This is a genomic window from Streptomyces sp. GS7 (assembly GCF_009834125.1).
Classification (GTDB): Bacteria; Actinomycetota; Actinomycetes; order Streptomycetales; family Streptomycetaceae; genus Streptomyces.
The window spans coordinates 4,639,092-4,657,077 of the sequence record NZ_CP047146.1; the positions used below are offsets into that span (position 1 = coordinate 4,639,092).

Consider the following 17,986-nt stretch of genomic DNA (forward strand, 5'->3'; position numbering starts at 1 on the left):
CAGGCTGTATCACGAATTGATTCCTTCCTGAAGAGGTGTCTGCGGGCCGGCGAACGTCAGGCGCCGGTGGGAGACGTCGCAGTCATCCGCATAGCCAGGTGGGCACCCTGTTCGGACATTGGTGATCGGCATTGTCGTTCTCAGGGGGTGCCGAACCAGCCGGAGAGCGCTTCTCGCAGCGCGGGCGCGGCGGTGTCGGCGGGTTCGTCGATGGTTGCGGCCCAGGCGATGTGGGCGTCCGGACGGATCAGGAGTGCGTCGGCTGGTCGATCGTCGGTTTTGGCGGTGTGAACCTCGACGCGATGCTGCCAGTCTTGGGCGGCCTGGCGGAGGTCTGGGCGGTCGCCGAGGTCGAGGAGGATGGGCCGCGCGGTGTGCATGAGTTCGGCGACGCTGGTTGTGCCCTGGTCGGTGTGCAGGGTGAGGTCGGGTGCGAAGGTGCCGGCCAGCGCGTGGTGGGATCCGGGCATCGGATAGCGGATGTCGGTGCCGGCGACAAGCGCTCCCATGCGGCGCAACGGCTGCTTGTCGACGAGCAGTTCCTGGAAGACTTGGCGAAGCGCTTCGGCGGCCGGGTCGTGCCCGCGCCGCAGTGCCACCTGAGCTCGGGTGTGCAGCATGGTACGGGCGCCGGCGAGGTGACGTTCGTCGTGGTAGGTGTCCAGCAGGCCGGCCGGTGCCCAGCCGTGGACGTCGGCGGCCAGCTTCCAGGCCAGGTTGACCGCGTCGAGCATGCCGGCATTGAGTGCCACACCGGTGGCGGGGAACAGATGCGCGGCATCTCCGGCCAGCAGGATCCGCCCGTCGCGATAGCGCTCGGCCTGCCGAGCCTTGAAGGTGAACCGCGACAGCCGAAGCGGTTCACCCAAGGGCAGATCCGAACCGAGCACGCGGCAGAGACTGTCCTGGAGTTCGGCCACCGTCATCGGCGAGTCGTCGTCGTATTCGGTGGTCTCGTCTTCGATGGTGTAAAGGGAGACGACCTTGGAGTCCGGCGACGCGCCGAGTCCGAACAGACCTCGGTCGGTCCGGGTGAAACCGGCGCGGATCGTGCCGAAGCCGGGGACGTCGAGATCGCCGTTGCCGAGCACGGTCACCGTGTCGGGCAAGGTGACCTGGGCCAGTCGGTTGACCTCCGGGTAGGTGGTGCCGGGGAACGGAATACCGGCCCAGTCACGGACCCGGCTGCGGCCACCGTCGCACCCCACCAGGTAGCGGGCGGTGACCCGGTACGGCCCGTCCGGGCCACGCACGTCCACCATCAGCGCGGCATCGTCCTGGCTGACCCGGGACACCTCGTGTCCGCGGCGGACGTCGACACCGAGTTCGCCGGCGCGTTCGTCGAGCAGCCGCTCAAGCCGCGGTTGCGGGAGCGGCAGGGCATGCATCGGCGGATCTATCAGCTGAGTGAAGTCCAGATGCACACCGCCGAACGGGAACCGGGGAGCCGGAACAGGGTCGGTGCAGGCCGCTTCGAAACGTCCCAACAAGCCCCGGTAGCTGAGCAGTTGAAGGATCTGCCCGCCGATACCACTGGCCTTCGGGGTGTCTCGGCGCTGCGGCTGCCGCTCCAGCACCAGCGCTCGCACACCGGCCAAACCCAGTTCACCGGCCAACATCAGGCCGGTCGGGCCGGCACCCACAACGATCACATCGGCGTCCATCACTGGCCACTTCTCTCGCAGTTTCACGGTGGCTGACCAAGCCCGGGCCGGCACGGCACGGACCGTGCCGAGTCGAGAGTCTGATCAATGTAGCCGCCCACTGTCAATACGGCACGTTCCGTGCCGCTAGAGTGGCGACATGACCGATTGCCGCGCCAGCCGTAGCGACAACCGAACCGAAACGATCATGAGGGCCGCGCTCGACCTGGCTCTGGAGGTCGGCTATGCCAAGCTCAGCATCGAGGCGGTCGCGACCAGGGCCGGTGTCGGCAAACACACCGTCTACCGCCGCTGGTCCTCCCGGGGCCTTCTCTTCCTCGACGCGGTACTCAGCCTGAGCACCGAACGCCTCAACCACCCCAACACCGGCGACGTCGTGGCAGACCTGCGCGAGACGATGACCAAGGCCGTCGACCTGTTGGGTCGGCCCCCATGGGGCCCGCTGTACCAGGCCCTCATCGGCGAAGCGCAGCACGATCCCGAGGTCGCCGCCGCGCTCAACCGGCGCTTCATCGAGCCGCAGACCGCCGACACCCTGGCTCGCCTCAAAGCCGCCGAGGAACAGGGGGAACTCGCGCCCGGCTTCGACCTCGACCTGGCATTCGACATCCTGTCCGGCCCCCTGTACTACAGACTCCTCATCACGCAGAAGCCGATCACACACGACTACATCGACCGCGTCCTGCAAGCGGTCTTCGCCGGGATGAGCCCCAGACCACAAACGCGATAGAGACCGACAAGCAACCGACACCATGTCCTCGCGCTTGCCACCTGCATCGCGGTCGGGCCATTGCTCCGCGTGACCCGTGCCTACGCCACGATCATGGCGTCCGAGCCCCCGCTGCCTGTGCCAGGCGCCGAGCCTCCGTCAGGTCCCGGTCCCTGAGCACCTGCCTGACCCGGCGGCGATCACAGAGAGACACTCAAACCTCGCGCCTGCGCTTGGGTGTGTCAATTTAACGGCTGATCTTGGTTGTTGAGTGGTCAGTTGTTCCTCGGGGTCAGGCGGCCCTCGAAGGCGATCTGGAACGCGTTGAGGGGTGCCTTCCAGCGCATGGTCCACCGCTTGCGGCCCTTCCCCGTCGGGTCCAGGCTCATCAGCGCCATGTAGATGCACTTGAGGGCGGCGGCCTCGTTGGGGAAATGTCCGCGGGCGCGGACGGCCTTGCGGATGCGGGCGTTGACGCTCTCGATCGCGTTCGTGCTGCAGATGATCTTGCGTATCTCGACGTCGAAGGAGAGGAAGGGCACGAACTCGGCCCAGGCGTCCGACCACAGCTTCACGATCGCCGGGTACTTCTGACCCCAGGACTCCTGGAACTCCAGGAACCGCTCCGTCGCCGCGTCCTCGCTGGGCGCGGTGTAGACGGGCTTGAGGGCCTTGGCGACCTTGTCCCAGTCCTGACGGGCGGCGTAACGGAACGAGTTCCGCAGCAGGTGAACCACACACGTTTGGACAATCGTGCGAGGCCAGACGGCCTCCACTGCATCGGGAAGGCTCTTGAGCCCGTCGCAGACCAGCATCAGCACGTCGTCCAGGCCGCGGTTCTTCAGCTCGGTGAACACGTGCAGCCAGTACTTGGCCCCCTCACCGCCGTCAGCGGCCCAGATACCGAGGATGTCCCGAGTGCCGTCCACGGTCACCGCCATCACGACATAGACCGGACGGTTTGCGACCTGCCCGTTCCTGATCTTGACGTTGATGGCATCCACGAACAGGACCGGATAGACACGGTCGAGGGGACGGCTCTGCCATTCGGCCATGCCTTCCATCACCTTGTCGGTGATGGTGGAGATGGTCTGCTTGGACACCTCAGCGCCGTACACCTCGGCCAGATGAGCCGAAATCTCGCCGTGCGTGAGCCCCTTCGCCGACAACGACAACACCATCTCGTCGACGCCGGTCAGACGCCGCTGCCGTTTCTTGACGATCTGCGGCTCGAAGGTGTCGGCGGTGTCCCTGGGCACTTTCACCTCGACCGGCCCAACATCGGTCAGCACGGTCTTCGCACGTGTGCCGTTGCGGCTGTTGCCGTTGTTCTTCCCGGCCGGATCGTGCTTCTCGTAGCCCACATGGTCGGTGATCTCGCCCTCTAGGGCGGACTCCAGCACCCGCTTGGTCAGCTGCTGCAACAGCCCGCCCTCGCCGGTCAGTTGCAAGCCCTCGTTACGGGCCCTGTCGACAAGCATCGCGATCAACTGCTCGTCGGTCGCCGAATTCGACGGTGCCCCGGCAGCAGGCTGTACGGACTCGGGCTCCCCGGCAGTCCTAGTCATCTGGCGTCTCCTTGATCATCAGATCCGCCGTTGATTAGACACTCCCCTGCGCTTCCGTGAAGGCGGGCCCGTAGCGGGCGCTCAGGCGTGCCGCTGGGGCCTGTCAATCTAACGGCCCTGTCTCACTTTCGGTGGTGACGGAGAGTCGTGAGGGTCGTTGACGTCGGTGTGATGGATGTCAACGAGCTTGTGCAGACGGTGTTTTCTGGTCTGTCTCCGCTGGTCATCGAGGGCGTGGTCGACGAGGGTGAGCGGATCGTGGTGCGGGCACGAACTCCGCAGGACTCCGCGGTCTGTCCGGTGTGCGGGGCGTCGTCGGGACGCGTGCATGGCTATCACTGGCGGACGGTGGCCGACGTCCCGGTTGGCGGCCGGCGGGTGGTGGTCCGTGTGCGGGTGCGGCGTCTGGTGTGTCCCACGCACGGCTGCCGCCACACCTTCCGCGAACAGGTGCCCGGGGTCCTGGAGCGTCACCAGCACCGCACAGCCCGTCTGACCAGTCAAGTCAAGGCCGTAGTCAAGGAGTTAGCGGGCCGGGCGGGAGTCCGCTTGCCGGCGATACTCGCGATGGGCCTGTCGCGTCACACGGCCCTGCGCACCTTGTTGCGCATCCCGCTGCCCGGCGGCCGGGTACACCGCGTGATCGGCGTCGACGACTTCGCTCTGCGCCGGCGCCACCGCTACGCCACCGTGGTAATCGACGCCGAAACCCATGAGCGGATCGACGTACTGCCCGACCGCACGGCCGACACTTTGGAGGCGTGGCTGCGCGAGCATCCAGGCATCGAGGTCGTGTGCCGTGACGGCTCCACGACCTACACCCAGGCCATCCGCCGCGCCCCGCCGGACGCGGTCCAGGTTGGTGATCGCTGGCACGTCTGGCGCAACCTGTCCGAAGCCGCCCTGAGCGAGATCAAGGCGCACAGCAGCTGCTGGGCCACCGTCCTGGACGCGCCCCTGTACGACGGACCCCGCGCACAGACCACCCTGGAACGCCGGCACCAGATCCACGACCTGCTCGACCAGGGCGTGGGCCTGCTCGAATGCGCCCGCCGCCTACAACTGGCCCTGAACACCGTCAAACGCTACGCCCGAGCCGATCGGCCCGAACGCATGCTCCGCGTCCCCAAGTACCGCGCCGGCCTCGTCGACCCCTACCGCGAGCACCTGCGCACACGCCGCGCCGAGGACCCCGCCGTCCCCATCCAGCACCTCTTCGAAGAGATCAAGGCCCTCGGCTTCACCGGCTGTCTCAATCTCCTGCACAAGTACATCAACCAAGGACGCGCGGACGCCGACCGCAGCCACACCTCCCCGCGCAGGTTCGCCCGGATGCTGCTGACCAGGCCCGACAACCTCAAGGCCGAACATCACGAACTCCTGGCCAAGCTCACCACAGCCTGCCCCGAGATGACTCAACTCACCAACCACATCACGGAGTTCGCCCAACTCCTGACGCCTCACACAGGAAACACCGACGCGCTCGCGCGCTGGATCGTCCAGGTCCGCGCAACCGACCTGCCCCATCTGCACGCCTTCACCCGCGGCCTGGAACGAGACCACGACGCCGTGATCGCCGCGCTCACACTCCCGTACAGCAACGGCCCCGCCGAGGGCGTCAACACCAAGACCAAACGGATCGCGCGCCAGATGCACGGTCGAGCAGGCTTCACCCTGCTTCGCCACCGCATCCTCCTCGGATAGCGACACCCTCCGTCACCACCGAAAGTGAGACAGGGCCGTTCTATTTACAGTCCCTGCCCCGACCGAGCTCAACGAAGACATCGGCCACCATCTCAAGAGCACCGCCGACGACTTCTCCGCCCGCCTCCTCGGCGGCGTCTGCGGCATCGCCGGCACCTTCTCCATCCTCAACGACCTCGCCCGCTTCCTGCGGTACATGCTCGACCCCACGACCGCCCCCACAGCACCAGGCTTCGGGCCGAACTGGGTCGAGGAATCGCTCAACGTCCAGACCGGAACCCTGGAACCCGTACGCGACCTCTTCCGGCACCCCGCCCCCGGCACCGCCCCCGCCGACCGCTCGTACGTGCACTACGGCTTCACCGGCACCGGCATGTAGATCTCCCCCAAACGGGGAACCTGGGCCGTCCTGCTGACGAACAAGCTCTACTACACCCGCGACCGCGAACCGGTGACCCGTATCCGCAACGCCTTTCGAAGCCTGGTCTTCGGTTGACCTGCGCCATACCCGTCAGCGAGCCTCAGGCAGCCGTGAGCAGCCTCGCCGGTGAACAGGACGAGCTCGTCCAGCTCGACGCCGAGGCCGACCAACGAAGGCAGGCCGTCGCCCTCGGCATGCCGACGCGCAACCATGGATGCGGAGATTCGACCACGGAGGCGCATGCCAGCGGAAGGAGGCGATGGCAATGATGTGTACGGCTGCGGATGGGGGTGGGGTGGCTGGCTTACCATGGCCGTGACGGTGGCGTTGTTCTGGGGGCTGCTGATCGCTGGGGTCATCGCGCTGATCCACTACTTCACAGGCGCCCGACGGGAGACCTGGCCCGGCCCCTCCGGAACCTCCGGACCAGCCGGAGAGCGGGTATGGGGGCCTGGGCAGGGCGAGGATCTACTCGCCGAACGGTTCGCTCGCGGAGAGATCGACGAGGAGGAGTACAAACGGCGGCTCGCAGTGTTGCGGGAGCCGCGGTGAGTGCGATGCCCTTCCATGGCCACGACGGTGACGCTCATCGCTGCATGATGCGCGCTCCCGGGGTCGCGCTCACCTCTGCCCTGCGGGGGCGATCGCGTCGACGGGTCCCGGCGTCGATCTGGTCCTGCCGCACCCACTTGCGCAGCGTCTCGGTCGTGCCGATGCCCAGCTTCTGGCGACCGTTTTCATCGCGGCCCACTCGGTGTCGTACTCCGGCCGCACCTCGGCGACCATCCGCACCGCACGAAGGCGCAGCTCAAGCGGGTACTGGGAAGGACGTGCCATAACTCGCTCCTCTCAAACGATCGAGTCCTTACCGAACCCGGAACGGTTCAGGGCTTGGTCAGCGCACTGACCAGGCTCTTTGCGTGTGTGTCCGGGGGGACTTGAACCATACGTACATGCCGGTGTTGCGGGGCGAATTGCAATTGCCTGCCTCGCCGGCTTCATCCCAGCCCTGACGCTCTATCTCACGGCGGACCGCGATGTCTGGACCCTCACACTCCGGATATGCCTACCGGAGACGTTCGTGGGATCTTCCATGCCCACGGCCTCGGACACCGTCCTCGATGTAAGCCAACTCGTGAAGACCCACCGCACACCCGCCAGCGAGTTCCGCGCCTCTGCCCGGCTGACCATCACCCGGCAGGAGATCACCTGCTCCGTCCGGGTGCTATCGCGACACGCCACCACGGGGATTCCGCAGCCTTGCGAGTCCACCGCATGGCGTGATGCAACGAGCGTTACATTCGCCATGCCAAGAGGTGCCCGACAGCAAGGACACGAGGCACCTGGCCAGTACGACGCCCATGTCGGCGTCGGCAGGCGCGCGGTGCCGCCCATGCCGCCAGTGTTGGCCGCGGATCGCGAGGAATGGCCTGTCAGAGGCACACCGGGCCCGGGTCCAGAAGGTGAGGGCGTATGGGGGCTCCCAGGATCGCGCGGAGACGGGAGACGCCGCGGGTCGAGGCTGCTGCGGTCGCAATCGACGGGCGGACGCCGCTGTTGGACGCCGCCAAGGGGCTGGTCCGCAAGGTGTTCCCGGACCACTGGTCGTTCCTGCTGGGCGAGCTGGCCCTGTACAGCTTCGTCGTGCTGCTGCTGACCGGCGTCTACCTCACCTTCTTCTTCAAACCGAGCATGGGTGAAATCGTCTACCACGGTTTCTACCGGCCACTGCGCGGGGTGTACATGACCGAGGCATACGCCTCCACCCTGCACATCAGCTTCGACATTCGAGGCGGCCTGCTGATCCGTCAGATCCACCACTGGGCCGCGCTGGTGTTCGTTGCCGCGCTCGGCGTGCACATGCTGCGGATCTTCTTCACGGGAGCCTTCCGCCGGCCGCGGGAGCTTAACTGGGTACTGGGCATGACCCTCTTCATGCTCGCCATGGTGGAGGGCTTCTGCGGCTACTCCCTTCCGGACGACCTTCTCTCCGGCACCGGCCTGCGGATCGCCGAGGGGATCATGCTCTCCCTCCCGCTCGTGGGAACCTATGTCACCGTCTTCGTCTTCGGCGGCGAGTTCCCGGGCCGGGACGTCATTCCCCGGCTCTACGAGCTTCACATCCTGCTGGTACCCGGCCTGCTACTGGCGCTCATCGGGGCCCACCTCACCCTGGTCTTCTCCCTCAAGCACACGCACTGGGCCGGGCGGGGAAGGGGCAACCGCAATGTCGTCGGCATGCCGATGTTCCCGCAGTTCCTGACCCGCACCCTTGGCCTGCTCTTCGCCCTCCTCGGTGTCCTGACGCTGCTCGGTGGCCTCGCCCAGGTCAACCCGATCTGGGTCTACGGTCCCTACCGCCCCGACATTGCCTCGACGGACTCCCAACCCGACTGGTACATCGGCTTTCTGGAGGGTGCACTGCGCCTGATGCCGGCCGTCGAGACCCAGGTCTTCGGCCACACCCTCTCCTGGAGCGCTCTCGTGCCCGCTGTGCTCTTGCCGGGCGCGATGTTCACGCTCCTCTACCTGTACCCGTTCGTGGAGCGGTGGCTCACCGCGGACCAGAGCGAACACCATCTGTGCGACCGGCCGCGCAACCAACCCACCCGCACCGGACTCGGTGTAGGCGGCATCGCCTTCTACGCGGTACTGCTGGTGGCCGGAGGCGACGACGTCATCGCCTACTCCTTCGGCATCTCCGTCAACGCACTCGTCTGGACGCTGCGCGTCGCGCTGATCGCCCTGCCGCCCCTGAGCTTCATGGTGGCCAAGCGGCTCTGCCTGGCGCTGCAGGCGCGCGACCGTGAGCGACTGCTGAAGGGCGAGCGGACAGGCGACATCGTCCAGTCGGCTGAGGGCGGGTACTCCGAGCCGGACCGCAGAAGCCTGACCGCGGATCAGCGCTACGTCGTCCTGGTACGAGACCTGGCGGAACCACTCGAAGCACCGCCGCCGTACGAGGCGGGAGAGGTGTCGCCCTCAGCCCGGCTGCTGCAGCGGGCCCAGCGGGCGCGCGCCGCTCTCAGCGCATGGTTCCACCAGGACCGCGTAGAGATGCCCGCCACCGATGCTCAGCGCCGGCAGATCGCTCGCGCTCTCGCGCCACCGCACGAGCCTGACGGTGAGCCCTCAACCGCCACCGATGCCGAGTGCAAGGAGGATTCATGACGGCCGTGGACACCACGCCGACCGCCCCGCGGGCGCGGATCCGGCACGGCCGCACGCTCCTGCGCTGGCTCACGTCAACCGACCACAAGGTCATCGGGAACCTCTATCTGGCGACGGCCTTCGGGTTCTTCCTGGTGGGCGGTGTGATGGCGTTGCTGATGCGGGCCGAGCTGATGCGCCCCGGCCTGCAGTTCTTCAGCAACGAGCAGTACAACCAACTGTTCACCATGCACGGCACGATCATGCTGCTGCTGTTCGCGACGCCGACCTTCGTCGGCTTCACCAACGCGATCATGCCACTGCAGATCGGTGCGCCCGACGTGGCCTTCCCCAGGCTCAACGCCTTCACCTACTGGGTGTTCCTGTTCGGCGGGCTGATGGTGGTCAGCGGCTTCCTCACCCCACAGGGCGCGCCCGCGTTCGGGTGGTTCGCATATGCGCCGCTCAACAGCGCGATCCGCACCCCCGGCCTCGGGGCGGACCTGTGGATCATGGGCCTAGTGGTGGCCGGTGTGGGCACCATCCTCGGCGCGGTGAACTTCATCGCGACCATCACCTGCCTGCGTGCGCCGGGCATGACGGTGTTCCGGATGCCGATCTTCACCTGGAACGTCCTGTTCACTTCGATCATGGTGCTGCTGGCCTTCCCCGTGCTGACGGCAGCGCTGCTCGCCCTGGAGGCGGACCGGAAGTTCGGCTCCCACGTCTTCGATCCGGTGAACGGCGGCGCGATCCTCTGGCAGCACCTGTTCTGGTTCTTCGGCCATCCCGAGGTGTACATCGTCGCGCTGCCATTCTTCGGGATCGTCAGCGAGGTCATCCCGGTCTTCAGCCGCAAGCCCATCTTCGGCTACACCACCCTCATCGGCGCCACCATCGCCATCACCGCGCTGTCGATGTCGGTCTGGGCCCACCACATGTTCGCCACCGGCACGGTGCTCCTGCCGTTCTTCGCCCTGCTGTCCTTCCTCATCGCGGTGCCCACGGGGGTGAAGTTCTTCAACTGGATCGGCACCATGTGGCAGGGCTCGGTGTCCTTCGAGACCCCGATACTGTGGTCGATCGGCTTCCTGGTCACCTTCCTGCTCGGCGGCATGAGCGGCGTGCTACTGGCCGCCCCGCCGGTCGACTTCCACGTCACCGACACCTACTTCGTCGTCGCCCATATGCACTACGTGCTGTTCGGCACGGTCGTCTTCGCCACCTTCGCCGGCTTCTACTTCTGGTGGCCGAAGATCACCGGACGGATGCTCGACGAACGGCTCGGGAAGATCCAGTTCTGGCTGCTGTTCCTCGGCTTCCACACCACCTTCCTGGTGCAGCACTGGCTGGGCCTGACCGGCATGCCGCGCCGGTACGCCGACTACCTGCCCGCCGACGGGTTCACCACGCTGAACACCATCTCCTCCATCGGCTCATTCGTCCTCGGCTCCTCCACACTGATCTTCCTCTACAACGTCTGGCACACCGCCGAGTACGGCGAGAAGGTGACCGAGGACGACCCGTGGGGCTGGGGACGGTCCCTGGAGTGGGCCACCTCCAGCCCGCCGCCCGCGCACAACTTCCACTCCCTGCCCAGAATCCGCTCGGAGTCACCGGCGTTCGACCTGCACCACCCGGAGGTCGCCGAGTTGGAGGCCCGCCGCCGGCGGCTGGCCGCTGGGTCGCCCGCCGCGCCCGGCGAGAAGGGAGGGGAAGAGGCATGAAGATCGAGGGACGGCTGTTCGTCGTGATGGCCCTGTATTTCGGCGGTACGGCCGCCGTGTACGGCTGGCGGGCCGAGGAGCCGGCGGGGACAGCAGCACTGACGGTTGCTTTCCTGATGTCGAGTCTGGTCGCCTGCTTCTACTTCGTGCAGTACCGGAAGCGCGGCCTGCGTTCGCAGGACCGGCGGGACGCGGAGGTGGCCGACACAGCGGGTCCGCTGGCCTTCTTCCCTCCACGCAGCGGCTGGCCGCTCCTCACCGGACTGGGGCTCGCGCTGTCGGCGCTGGGAGTGGTGTTCGGGCTCTGGCTGTTCGTCATCGGCATGGGCGTGCTGGGCGGGGGCGTCTTCGGCTTCGTCTTCCAGTATGTCGACCGCGATGCCTGACACGTCACGGACACGGGCTCTGGCGCCGGTCGCGTCGTTCGCGGCACCGCACCCCGACCGGAAAGATGGACCGCCCGCAGCAGGACGTCGTGATCTCCGAGATCGTCATCGAGAAGCGCTGACACCACGTTGAACCCCATCGACGGCACCGGACCGGCCAGCCCCGAGAAGGGGGCGGCCGGTCCACCGCGGTAGCCACCCCTTAGCACTCAGCCCGACCGAGCGTTGACTCCTAGGCCGTAAAGCTCGGCCCGACGTCGGAGCCTCCCCCGCCGCCGAGAGAAACGGCACCTTAGAAGTCGTCTCATTTGGTGAGTCTGCGGTAGCAGATGAGGCTGCAGGCGATGGCGGTGAAGGCGAGGAAGTGTTCAGCCTTGCGCTCGTAGCGGCGGTGCAGGCGGCGGCAGCCGGCGAGCCAGGACATTGTGCGCTCGATCGTCCAGCGGTGCCGGCCCAGTCGGGTGGAGGACTCGATGCCTCTGCGGGCGATGCGGTGCCGGATGCCTCGCCCGCGGAGCCATCGACGCAGGTCGTCGTAGTCGTACCCCTTGTCCGCATGGAGCTTGGCGGGCCGTCATCGGCGCGGCCCGCGGCGCGAGCGGATCGGCGGGATGCCTCGGACGAGCGGCTTGAGTGCCTGACTGTCGTGCAGGTTCGCACCGGAGATCCCGATGGACAGGGGTAAAACGGTCCGCTCGGTGATCAAGTGGACCTTCGAGCCCTTCTTGCCCCGGTCGACAGGATTCGGACCTGTCAGCTCCCCCCTTTCAGGGCCCGCATGTTCACCGAGTCGATGGCGCAGCGCGACCAGTCCAGGTCCCCGCGCGATCCCAACTCGTCGAGGATGACGCGGTGGAGCTTGGCCCAGACCCGGGCAGCGGTCCACTCGGTGAAGCGCCGGTGGACGGTCGGCCCCGACGGACCGAAGACGGGCGGCAACTGCCGCCAGTTGCAGCCCGTCGTGGCCACAAAGATGATCGCCGCGAGGACCTCACGGTCACCGTACCGGCGTCGGCCCCCGCCCTGCGGCCGCGACGGAGCGGGTGGCACAACCCGCTGGAACAGCTCGTACAGCTCGTCCGGCACCAAGCGTTCCACCATCAGCACGAGCCCAGACTACCGACGAAGCCAAATGAGACGACGTCTTAGACAGGTCCCATCGTTGCAGGTCAGCAGTGCTCTCCTCTTATTTGTTCAAGGCGTGGACGAGCACGCGCATGAAAGCGCGAGTTTAGGTCGCTTTGTGCGGCTCCCGGTAGGTGGGTTGCAACGCTCACGAACCACCGGATCTCGGCCCGTTCGACAGTCGTCCGGACGCGTGTTTGTATGAAAGAGAGGGATGCTGCGACAGCGGATCTGCGCGGAGTTCGAGCCCATCCTGATCACACCCGGCCCACCCAGAAGCAGGAGCTGCCGCAGTAGCGGAATCCTCGGCGAAGGGGTTGGTTGCTCGTGTCAGTTACTCATCAGCTCCAGGTTGAACGGCTCTACCGTTATACGGTGCCGCCCGGGCTGGAGACCCCGATCAGCGTTGCCACACTGCCGAATGCCAGATGCAGGGTGCGTACGGAGCGGGACGACGGTCCCTATCTCGTGGCGTATTCCGGCCCCTATGGGATCCTCGAATTTTCGGTTCGACCACTGGGCGAGAGCAACGAGACAGCCCACTTGTGCATCGACGCGGCAACCGATGGCGAGGGAATGCAGCACGTGGTGGATCTCCGGTCCACCACCCAGCCGACCGAAAAGATGCCGCCGCCACCCGCCAGAGCTCGAACCTCTCAAGCGCGAGATGGCCGCACCATTCCTCCTCTGGAGCTGGACGACTGTCTGGGCCTCGACGACGAAGAGCTCTTCGCACGCGGATACCCGCCGCGGCCGAGCCCTGACCTCGCGCCCGCCGCCTTCGTCGCCTGGTGCCGATTCGTCTCGGCTCCTTTCACCTTTGTGGAGCCGCATCTGGTCCCCCGTCCGGACCTCACCCACACGTATCGGAGCCTGAGCGGGCGGGACCGGGACCGGAACGTCGAGCCACTGTCCTTGCGGGAGTCGAACAACTGGAGCGGCTACCAGCTGATGGGCAACCCTGGCACGTACGACTACGTATACGGCAGCTGGAATGTCCCCGGCGGTGGCGCGGGCCCCTTCAATCCGTATACGTACAGTTCCTTCTGGATCGGCCTGGATGGGGCGGGGACCCCCGACCTCATCCAAGCCGGGACGGAGTCGGACGGCATCGTGGATCCCAGCCAGACGGTCCCGGTCTGCACGAGCGTCTATTACGCATGGACGTGCTTCTTGCCGCAGCAGTGGGCCGCGCAACAGCTAGTGAACTTCCCCGTCAGGATTGGCGATGCAATTCAGTGCTCGGTCATGGTTGCCGCTGACTTGAACTCAGGACCCGTGATGAACGGCCAATTTGGGTCCTTCAACATTTCCAACCAGACAACGGGGTCGTACACCCGCATCTTGACCGCACGCGGTTCAACTGCCGTGAGCGGCTCCCAAGCGGAATGGATCATGGAGCGGCCGACCAAACAAGGCGGTCATTCTGATCTGGCGACCTACGGTACCGCCACCATGAAGTACCCCTTGGCCGAAACCGCGAACCCGGTTAAGTGGGTGGGCTATCTCGATGCGAACAACGACCAGATCACGATGGTCAACCCAGACGAAATCCCCTTGTCGACCGTTGCCGCCGTGGACCGCGACACGATGCAGTTCACGTGGCACAAATACAACTGACGGCAATCCCGTTGGATGGACCTTCGGGGAAAGGATTAGCCTCGATCGTTCACGAGTCCCTGTCGGTTCGTTGACGGGGACTCTGTGATTGTGTGGTGTGGTCTTTCGGAGGCCACCGGGCCGAACACCTCGGGCTCGGCCCGCAGCATGCCGACATCGGCCAAGCAGTCCCCGCCGAGCGCGACATCCAGCAGGACATTGCCCGGGTCGTGCACCGCCCGCGGCATGCGCCACGGCGCCATTGCCGCCGATATCGCGCCGCCCAGACCGGATTTGCGGACCGTCTCGACCAGCAGCACCGCCCCGGCCTGCGAGACCACCGACCGCCCACCGCCCTCAACACAGACAGGCGGGTAGGACCCGCTACGCTTCTTCACCTGAGGAGTGCAGCTTTCTTGACGACGACCAGGACCCTAGACAAGTCCCATCGTCCCAGGTCAGGGGCGCTCCTCACCTCTTTGATCACACTTCGGACTGACCCGTTCGTGAAAGCGCGAGGCTAAGGGCTGTCCCGTAAATGATCTAGGGCATGCTCGATGACCTGTGCCTTCTCGTCACCCGGCGAGGGTCAGGTTGTACAGGCGGGCTATGCCGAGCATGGCGTGGTGGACGCCGTTGCCTTTGAGGCGGCAGTCGCGGAGGATCTTCCAGCTCTTCATGCGGGCGAAGGCATGCTCGACGCGGGCGCGGACTTTGCGGTGCGAGGTGTTGTGTTCCTCTTTCCAGGCCGGGAGTTCAGCCTGGCCTGGCTCGCGACGGTGCGGGATGACCAGGCCGGTTCCTCGGTATCCGCCGTCCGCGATGACGGTGGTCTGGCCGACAGCGTCCTTGGCACCGGACAGCTCCCACGCTTGCAGTCGTTGCGGTTGCCGGGCAGAGGCCGGCCGACGGCGACGACGAGCCGGGAGTCGGCGTCGATGACGACTTGGTGGTTGGTGGAGTACCGGTAGTTCTTCGACTGCTCGGCGACGGTGTGGTCGCGTGTGGGGACCAGGGTGCCGTCCACGATCAGCACGGCGTCCTTGCGGAACCGCTTGCGCTGCTGGAGCGCGAGCGAGGGGCCGAGGTGGTCGACGATGCGGTCGACAGCTGACTTCGACACCCCGAACAAGGGGGCGAGTTGACGCAGGGTGAGGTTAGTGCGCCAGTACGCGGCGACCAGCAGGACCCGGCCCTCCAGCGGCAGGCTCCAGGGCCGACCCTTGCGGACCGGGTCCGCGCCCTCGCGACGCAAGGCGTTGATCAGTTTGCCGAACTGCCGCGGACTCAGCCCGGTGAACGGGGCTATCCAGGACGGCTCCGAAGCCGTGATCACACCAGACACAGCAAGATCATCTCACCTGTGACCAGCAGTTACGGGACAGCCCTTAGCGCCACTGGAGCGCGGCAGACCCGAGTGGGGTACGCCGGCCGGGCTGGGGGATCATGCGCCCGCTGTATGTGAATGGTGTCGCCGGTTCAGTGAGCGGGCCGAAGTCGGTCCCGGTGGTCGACAGTGCGGCGAGCGGCGCGCGTCCGGGGCGGGGCAGGTCGAGTACGTCCTCCTGCGCGAGGAGCCCGAGTTCCTGCACCCAGTGGCACACCCCGGCCAAGGTCACGCGGATCCGCCATGAGCCGCCCTCGGCCGCACGCCGGCGCAGGACCGTGGCGACGGCGGCGGCTCCGAGGTAGGCGGCGAGGTAGTCGTTGAGCAGGTACGTCGGCGGCACCGACGGCCGGTCGGTCCACTCCTCCATGGCGAATCCGGTTGCCGAGCAGGCGAGTTGGTCGAACCCGCCGCGTTCGGCCCAGGGGCCGTCGGCGCCCCAGCCGTGGTATTCGAGGGTGATGAGTCCGGGGCGGCGCCGGACAAGTTCCTCGGTCGACGCCCCGTGCCGGGCAAGTCCCCGGTAACTGTGCATGAAGACGTCCGCGTCCTGGAGCGCGTCGTAGAAGGCCGCCCGGTCGTGATCGTCACGCAGATCGCAGTACGCGTTGCGCTTGCCGCCGCCGGTCATCGCGATCATCGGGATCGGGTCGGGGCGGTCGGGACGCGACAGGTGCAGCACATCGGCGCCGAACTGGGCGAGGAGTCGCGCCGCGACGGGACCTGCGATCACATGGGTGAGATCGAGCACCCGCACGCCCGCGAGCGCCTCGTCCGCCTCGCCGATCGGCTCGAAGGGCCGGACGGGTCCGTCGCCGACGCGTTCGATCTCGACGACCGGGCGCTGGGCCACGTACCGCCCGGCGGGGTGCGCGAACCATTCGTCGCGGGTGCGCACGGCGCACGCCACGCCGCCCCGCGCGCAGATGGCCTCCTCCAGCGTGAAGGCGTTCCAGCCGGCCGCGGCCTGCGCGATCCCCACCTTGTCGAGCGGGCACCGCAGCACGGAGGCGACGGCGTCCCGCAGATGCGGATAGGCGGTGATGATGAAGATCCACCGGCCGTCGCGCGCCCGGTAGAAGTCGTTGTTGCCGAGCAGTGCCGGATCGTCGAGCAGAACACCGAGCGGGCGCCCCGAGAGCGTCGTGTGATACGTCGCCATCAGCTGGTCGATCGCGGCCCCGGCCTGCACCTCCACCCTCTGGTGCCGGTGACCGCGCTGTTCGCCGACCGCCGCCGTCTGCCGCCCGAAGACACCGATCGCGGCGGACATGGCATCGGCGAGGCGGTGCACCGAGGGCACCAGGGGATCGGCCCCGACGACGGTGATGTCCTCGGCCCCCCGGGCCGGATCGGGGTCACCGAGGGTGTGCAGCAGCCGGGAGACGATCTCGGGCGTCGGCGGTGTCGGCTTGGTCGTGGTGAGCGTGTTCGAAGTCATGCCGGGATGCTCGTTCCCCGCACTGCACGAGCGCCCTGATTCACGGATATCCGTGAATTGATGCGGACGTCACGTCTGCTTCTCCTGGATGTGCGCGAGGAGCCGGGCCGCGGCACGGTCCAGGCGCAGCCGCTCCGAGCGGCCGCGACGCCGGTGTATCAGAGCGAGGGCGCCGGTGACGACGGGGCCGTCGGTGACGGGGATCGCGAGCGCGCTGACCTCGGTGTCGGCCAGACCCTCGCTGCGGCTGATCCGCGACGCGCGGATCGCCGGAAGAGCGCAACGGAACTCGGCGACCCCCTCGGCGTCGTGGCGGCCGAGCTCGTCGAGCAGCCCACGGCGCTCCGCCTCGTCGGTGAAGGCCAGCAGCAGACGGCCCGCGGCGGTGCGCAGCAGCGGCCGGGCGACGTGCTGGTCAGCGAGCGGCACAAGGCGGGGCATCTGGTCCTCGCCGCCGCGCGCGAGGTACACGGCGTCGAGCCCGACCCGCACCGTGAGCAGCACCGGGGTACCCGCGACGCGGCTCAGTTCGTCAAGCTCGGCCTGACTGATCCGCGGGACGACCCGGCCGGCGATGAGGTTGAGGACGTGCGGGGCGGGCCCCAGCCTGAAGTGCCCGTGCTGTTCCAGTAGAAAACCCGTCGCGACAAGGCCGTTGACCAGATCCTGCACCGAACTCGCCGGCGCCCCGACCGTCCGCGCCAACTCGGCCACGGTCACCCCGCCCGGCGCCCGCGCGGCAGCCTCCAGGATCCACGCGACCCGGTCCACCGTACGGTGACGCCGCCGTCGGCCGTGCTCGCTCACCCCGCCCCACCTTCCCCTTCTTGTACACCGCCGGCCACTGGCGCCGACACGGCCCGTCGATCCTTTCCCGCACCACCCCGACGAGCAAGCCGACCCCGGCCCCCGCAGACGTCACCAGCCCGGCAGCAGAAGGCGGTTCACGTGAAGGCGGAGGGACCGTCTCCAGGGCGAAGCCGTCCGCCTCAGCGAGCTCATCGAGTTGATGGCACGTTGCGCGGTGGACCCCCCGGGCCCCGTCGAGTCCTTTGCCGAGAACCCCGCCGCCACACCCACACCGAGCACGACGAACAGTCGCCCG

The 17,986-nt window shown here is 67.2% G+C and carries 11 protein-coding genes and 5 pseudogenes; 8 read left to right on the forward strand and 8 right to left on the reverse strand.

What is annotated here, in order from left to right; genetic code table 11:
• Positions 1-140: 140 nt before the first annotated feature.
• Positions 141-1,664, reverse strand: coding sequence for an FAD-dependent monooxygenase (locus tag GR130_RS20695; RefSeq protein WP_159506091.1), 1,524 nt, complete (start codon positions 1,662-1,664; stop codon positions 141-143).
• Between the two features lie 139 nt (positions 1,665-1,803).
• Here GR130_RS20695 and GR130_RS20700 point away from each other — a divergent pair, with 139 nt between their 5' ends.
• Positions 1,804-2,394 carry a TetR/AcrR family transcriptional regulator gene (locus GR130_RS20700; RefSeq protein ID WP_159506092.1) on the forward strand — a complete coding sequence of 197 codons (591 nt, stop codon included), beginning with the start codon at positions 1,804-1,806 and terminating at the stop codon, positions 2,392-2,394.
• Positions 2,395-2,648: 254 nt separating this feature from the next.
• Here the strand turns inward: GR130_RS20700 and GR130_RS20705 are convergent, their stop codons facing one another.
• A complete protein-coding gene (locus GR130_RS20705) occupies positions 2,649-3,854 on the reverse strand; it encodes an IS256 family transposase (protein ID WP_236574003.1) in 1,206 nt (401 codons plus the stop codon).
• A 258-nt stretch (positions 3,855-4,112) separates the two neighbouring features.
• Here GR130_RS20705 and GR130_RS20710 point away from each other — a divergent pair, with 258 nt between their 5' ends.
• The 3 genes and pseudogenes from GR130_RS20710 (at position 4,113) to GR130_RS20720 (ending at position 6,618) form a co-directional block, all read left to right on the forward strand.
• The gene (locus GR130_RS20710) at positions 4,113-5,645 is read left to right on the forward strand and encodes an ISL3 family transposase (protein WP_159506093.1); all 1,533 of its coding nucleotides are present in this window, start codon (positions 4,113-4,115) and stop codon (positions 5,643-5,645) included.
• A gap of 55 nt (positions 5,646-5,700) precedes the next feature.
• A pseudogene (locus GR130_RS20715) lies at positions 5,701-6,141 on the forward strand (serine hydrolase); the annotation flags it as partial.
• Positions 6,142-6,375: 234 nt separating this feature from the next.
• Positions 6,376-6,618: an SHOCT domain-containing protein gene (locus GR130_RS20720; RefSeq protein WP_159506094.1), complete on the forward strand. Its 243-nt coding sequence runs from the start codon at positions 6,376-6,378 to the stop codon at positions 6,616-6,618.
• A gap of 100 nt (positions 6,619-6,718) precedes the next feature.
• On the opposite strand, the pseudogene GR130_RS40755 reads toward GR130_RS20720, so the two are convergent.
• Positions 6,719-6,903: pseudogene (locus GR130_RS40755) on the reverse strand (IS3-like element ISMyma3 family transposase); the annotation flags it as partial.
• 636 nt (positions 6,904-7,539) lie between these two features.
• Between GR130_RS40755 and qcrB the strand changes: the two are divergent.
• From qcrB to ctaF, 3 genes are read left to right on the forward strand one after another with little or no spacing between them, the layout of a single operon-like run.
• Positions 7,540-9,237 (forward strand): cytochrome bc1 complex cytochrome b subunit, encoded by a 1,698-nt coding sequence (gene qcrB, locus GR130_RS20725; RefSeq protein ID WP_159506095.1) that lies wholly within the window; start codon positions 7,540-7,542, stop codon positions 9,235-9,237.
• Entirely contained in the window at positions 9,234-10,943 is a 1,710-nt protein-coding gene (gene ctaD, locus GR130_RS20730) for an aa3-type cytochrome oxidase subunit I (protein WP_159506096.1), read from the forward strand. The genes qcrB and ctaD overlap by 4 nt, the downstream gene beginning before the upstream one ends.
• Positions 10,940-11,329 (forward strand): aa3-type cytochrome oxidase subunit IV, encoded by a 390-nt coding sequence (ctaF, locus tag GR130_RS20735; protein ID WP_159506097.1) that lies wholly within the window; start codon positions 10,940-10,942, stop codon positions 11,327-11,329. Before ctaD ends, ctaF begins: the two co-directional genes overlap by 4 nt.
• Before the next feature lie 304 nt (positions 11,330-11,633).
• Here ctaF and GR130_RS20740 read toward each other — a convergent pair.
• Positions 11,634-12,430: pseudogene (locus tag GR130_RS20740) on the reverse strand (IS5 family transposase).
• 351 nt (positions 12,431-12,781) lie between these two features.
• On the opposite strand from GR130_RS20740, the gene GR130_RS20745 reads away from it, so the two are divergent.
• The gene (locus GR130_RS20745; protein ID WP_236573278.1) at positions 12,782-14,074 is read left to right on the forward strand and encodes a G1 family glutamic endopeptidase; all 1,293 of its coding nucleotides are present in this window, start codon (positions 12,782-12,784) and stop codon (positions 14,072-14,074) included.
• A gap of 104 nt (positions 14,075-14,178) precedes the next feature.
• Here the strand turns inward: GR130_RS20745 and GR130_RS20750 are convergent.
• From GR130_RS20750 to GR130_RS20765, 4 genes and pseudogenes are all read right to left on the reverse strand, one after another.
• A pseudogene (locus GR130_RS20750) lies at positions 14,179-14,451 on the reverse strand (transposase); the annotation flags it as partial.
• A 177-nt stretch (positions 14,452-14,628) separates the two neighbouring features.
• Positions 14,629-15,398, reverse strand: a pseudogene (locus GR130_RS20755) (transposase).
• A 43-nt stretch (positions 15,399-15,441) separates the two neighbouring features.
• A complete protein-coding gene (locus GR130_RS20760) occupies positions 15,442-16,881 on the reverse strand; it encodes a CoA transferase (protein WP_159506099.1) in 1,440 nt (479 codons plus the stop codon).
• Positions 16,882-16,950: 69 nt separating this feature from the next.
• Positions 16,951-17,688, reverse strand: coding sequence for a helix-turn-helix domain-containing protein (locus GR130_RS20765; protein WP_159506100.1), 738 nt, complete (start codon positions 17,686-17,688; stop codon positions 16,951-16,953).
• Positions 17,689-17,986: the final 298 nt, after the last annotated feature.

Coding starts and splice junctions, on each gene's coding strand:
- GR130_RS20720 (WP_159506094.1), top strand. CDS start 6,376: ATGGCCGTGACGGTGGCGTTGTTCTGGGGGCTGCTGATCGCTGGGGTC.
- GR130_RS20760 (WP_159506099.1), bottom strand. CDS start 16,881: ATGACTTCGAACACGCTCACCACGACCAAGCCGACACCGCCGACGCCC.
- qcrB (WP_159506095.1), top strand. CDS start 7,540: ATGGGGGCTCCCAGGATCGCGCGGAGACGGGAGACGCCGCGGGTCGAG.
- GR130_RS20700 (WP_159506092.1), top strand. CDS start 1,804: ATGACCGATTGCCGCGCCAGCCGTAGCGACAACCGAACCGAAACGATC.
- GR130_RS20710 (WP_159506093.1), top strand. CDS start 4,113: ATGGATGTCAACGAGCTTGTGCAGACGGTGTTTTCTGGTCTGTCTCCG.
- GR130_RS20695 (WP_159506091.1), bottom strand. CDS start 1,664: ATGGACGCCGATGTGATCGTTGTGGGTGCCGGCCCGACCGGCCTGATG.
- ctaD (WP_159506096.1), top strand. CDS start 9,234: ATGACGGCCGTGGACACCACGCCGACCGCCCCGCGGGCGCGGATCCGG.
- ctaF (WP_159506097.1), top strand. CDS start 10,940: ATGAAGATCGAGGGACGGCTGTTCGTCGTGATGGCCCTGTATTTCGGC.
- GR130_RS20705 (WP_236574003.1), bottom strand. CDS start 3,854: ATGCTTGTCGACAGGGCCCGTAACGAGGGCTTGCAACTGACCGGCGAG.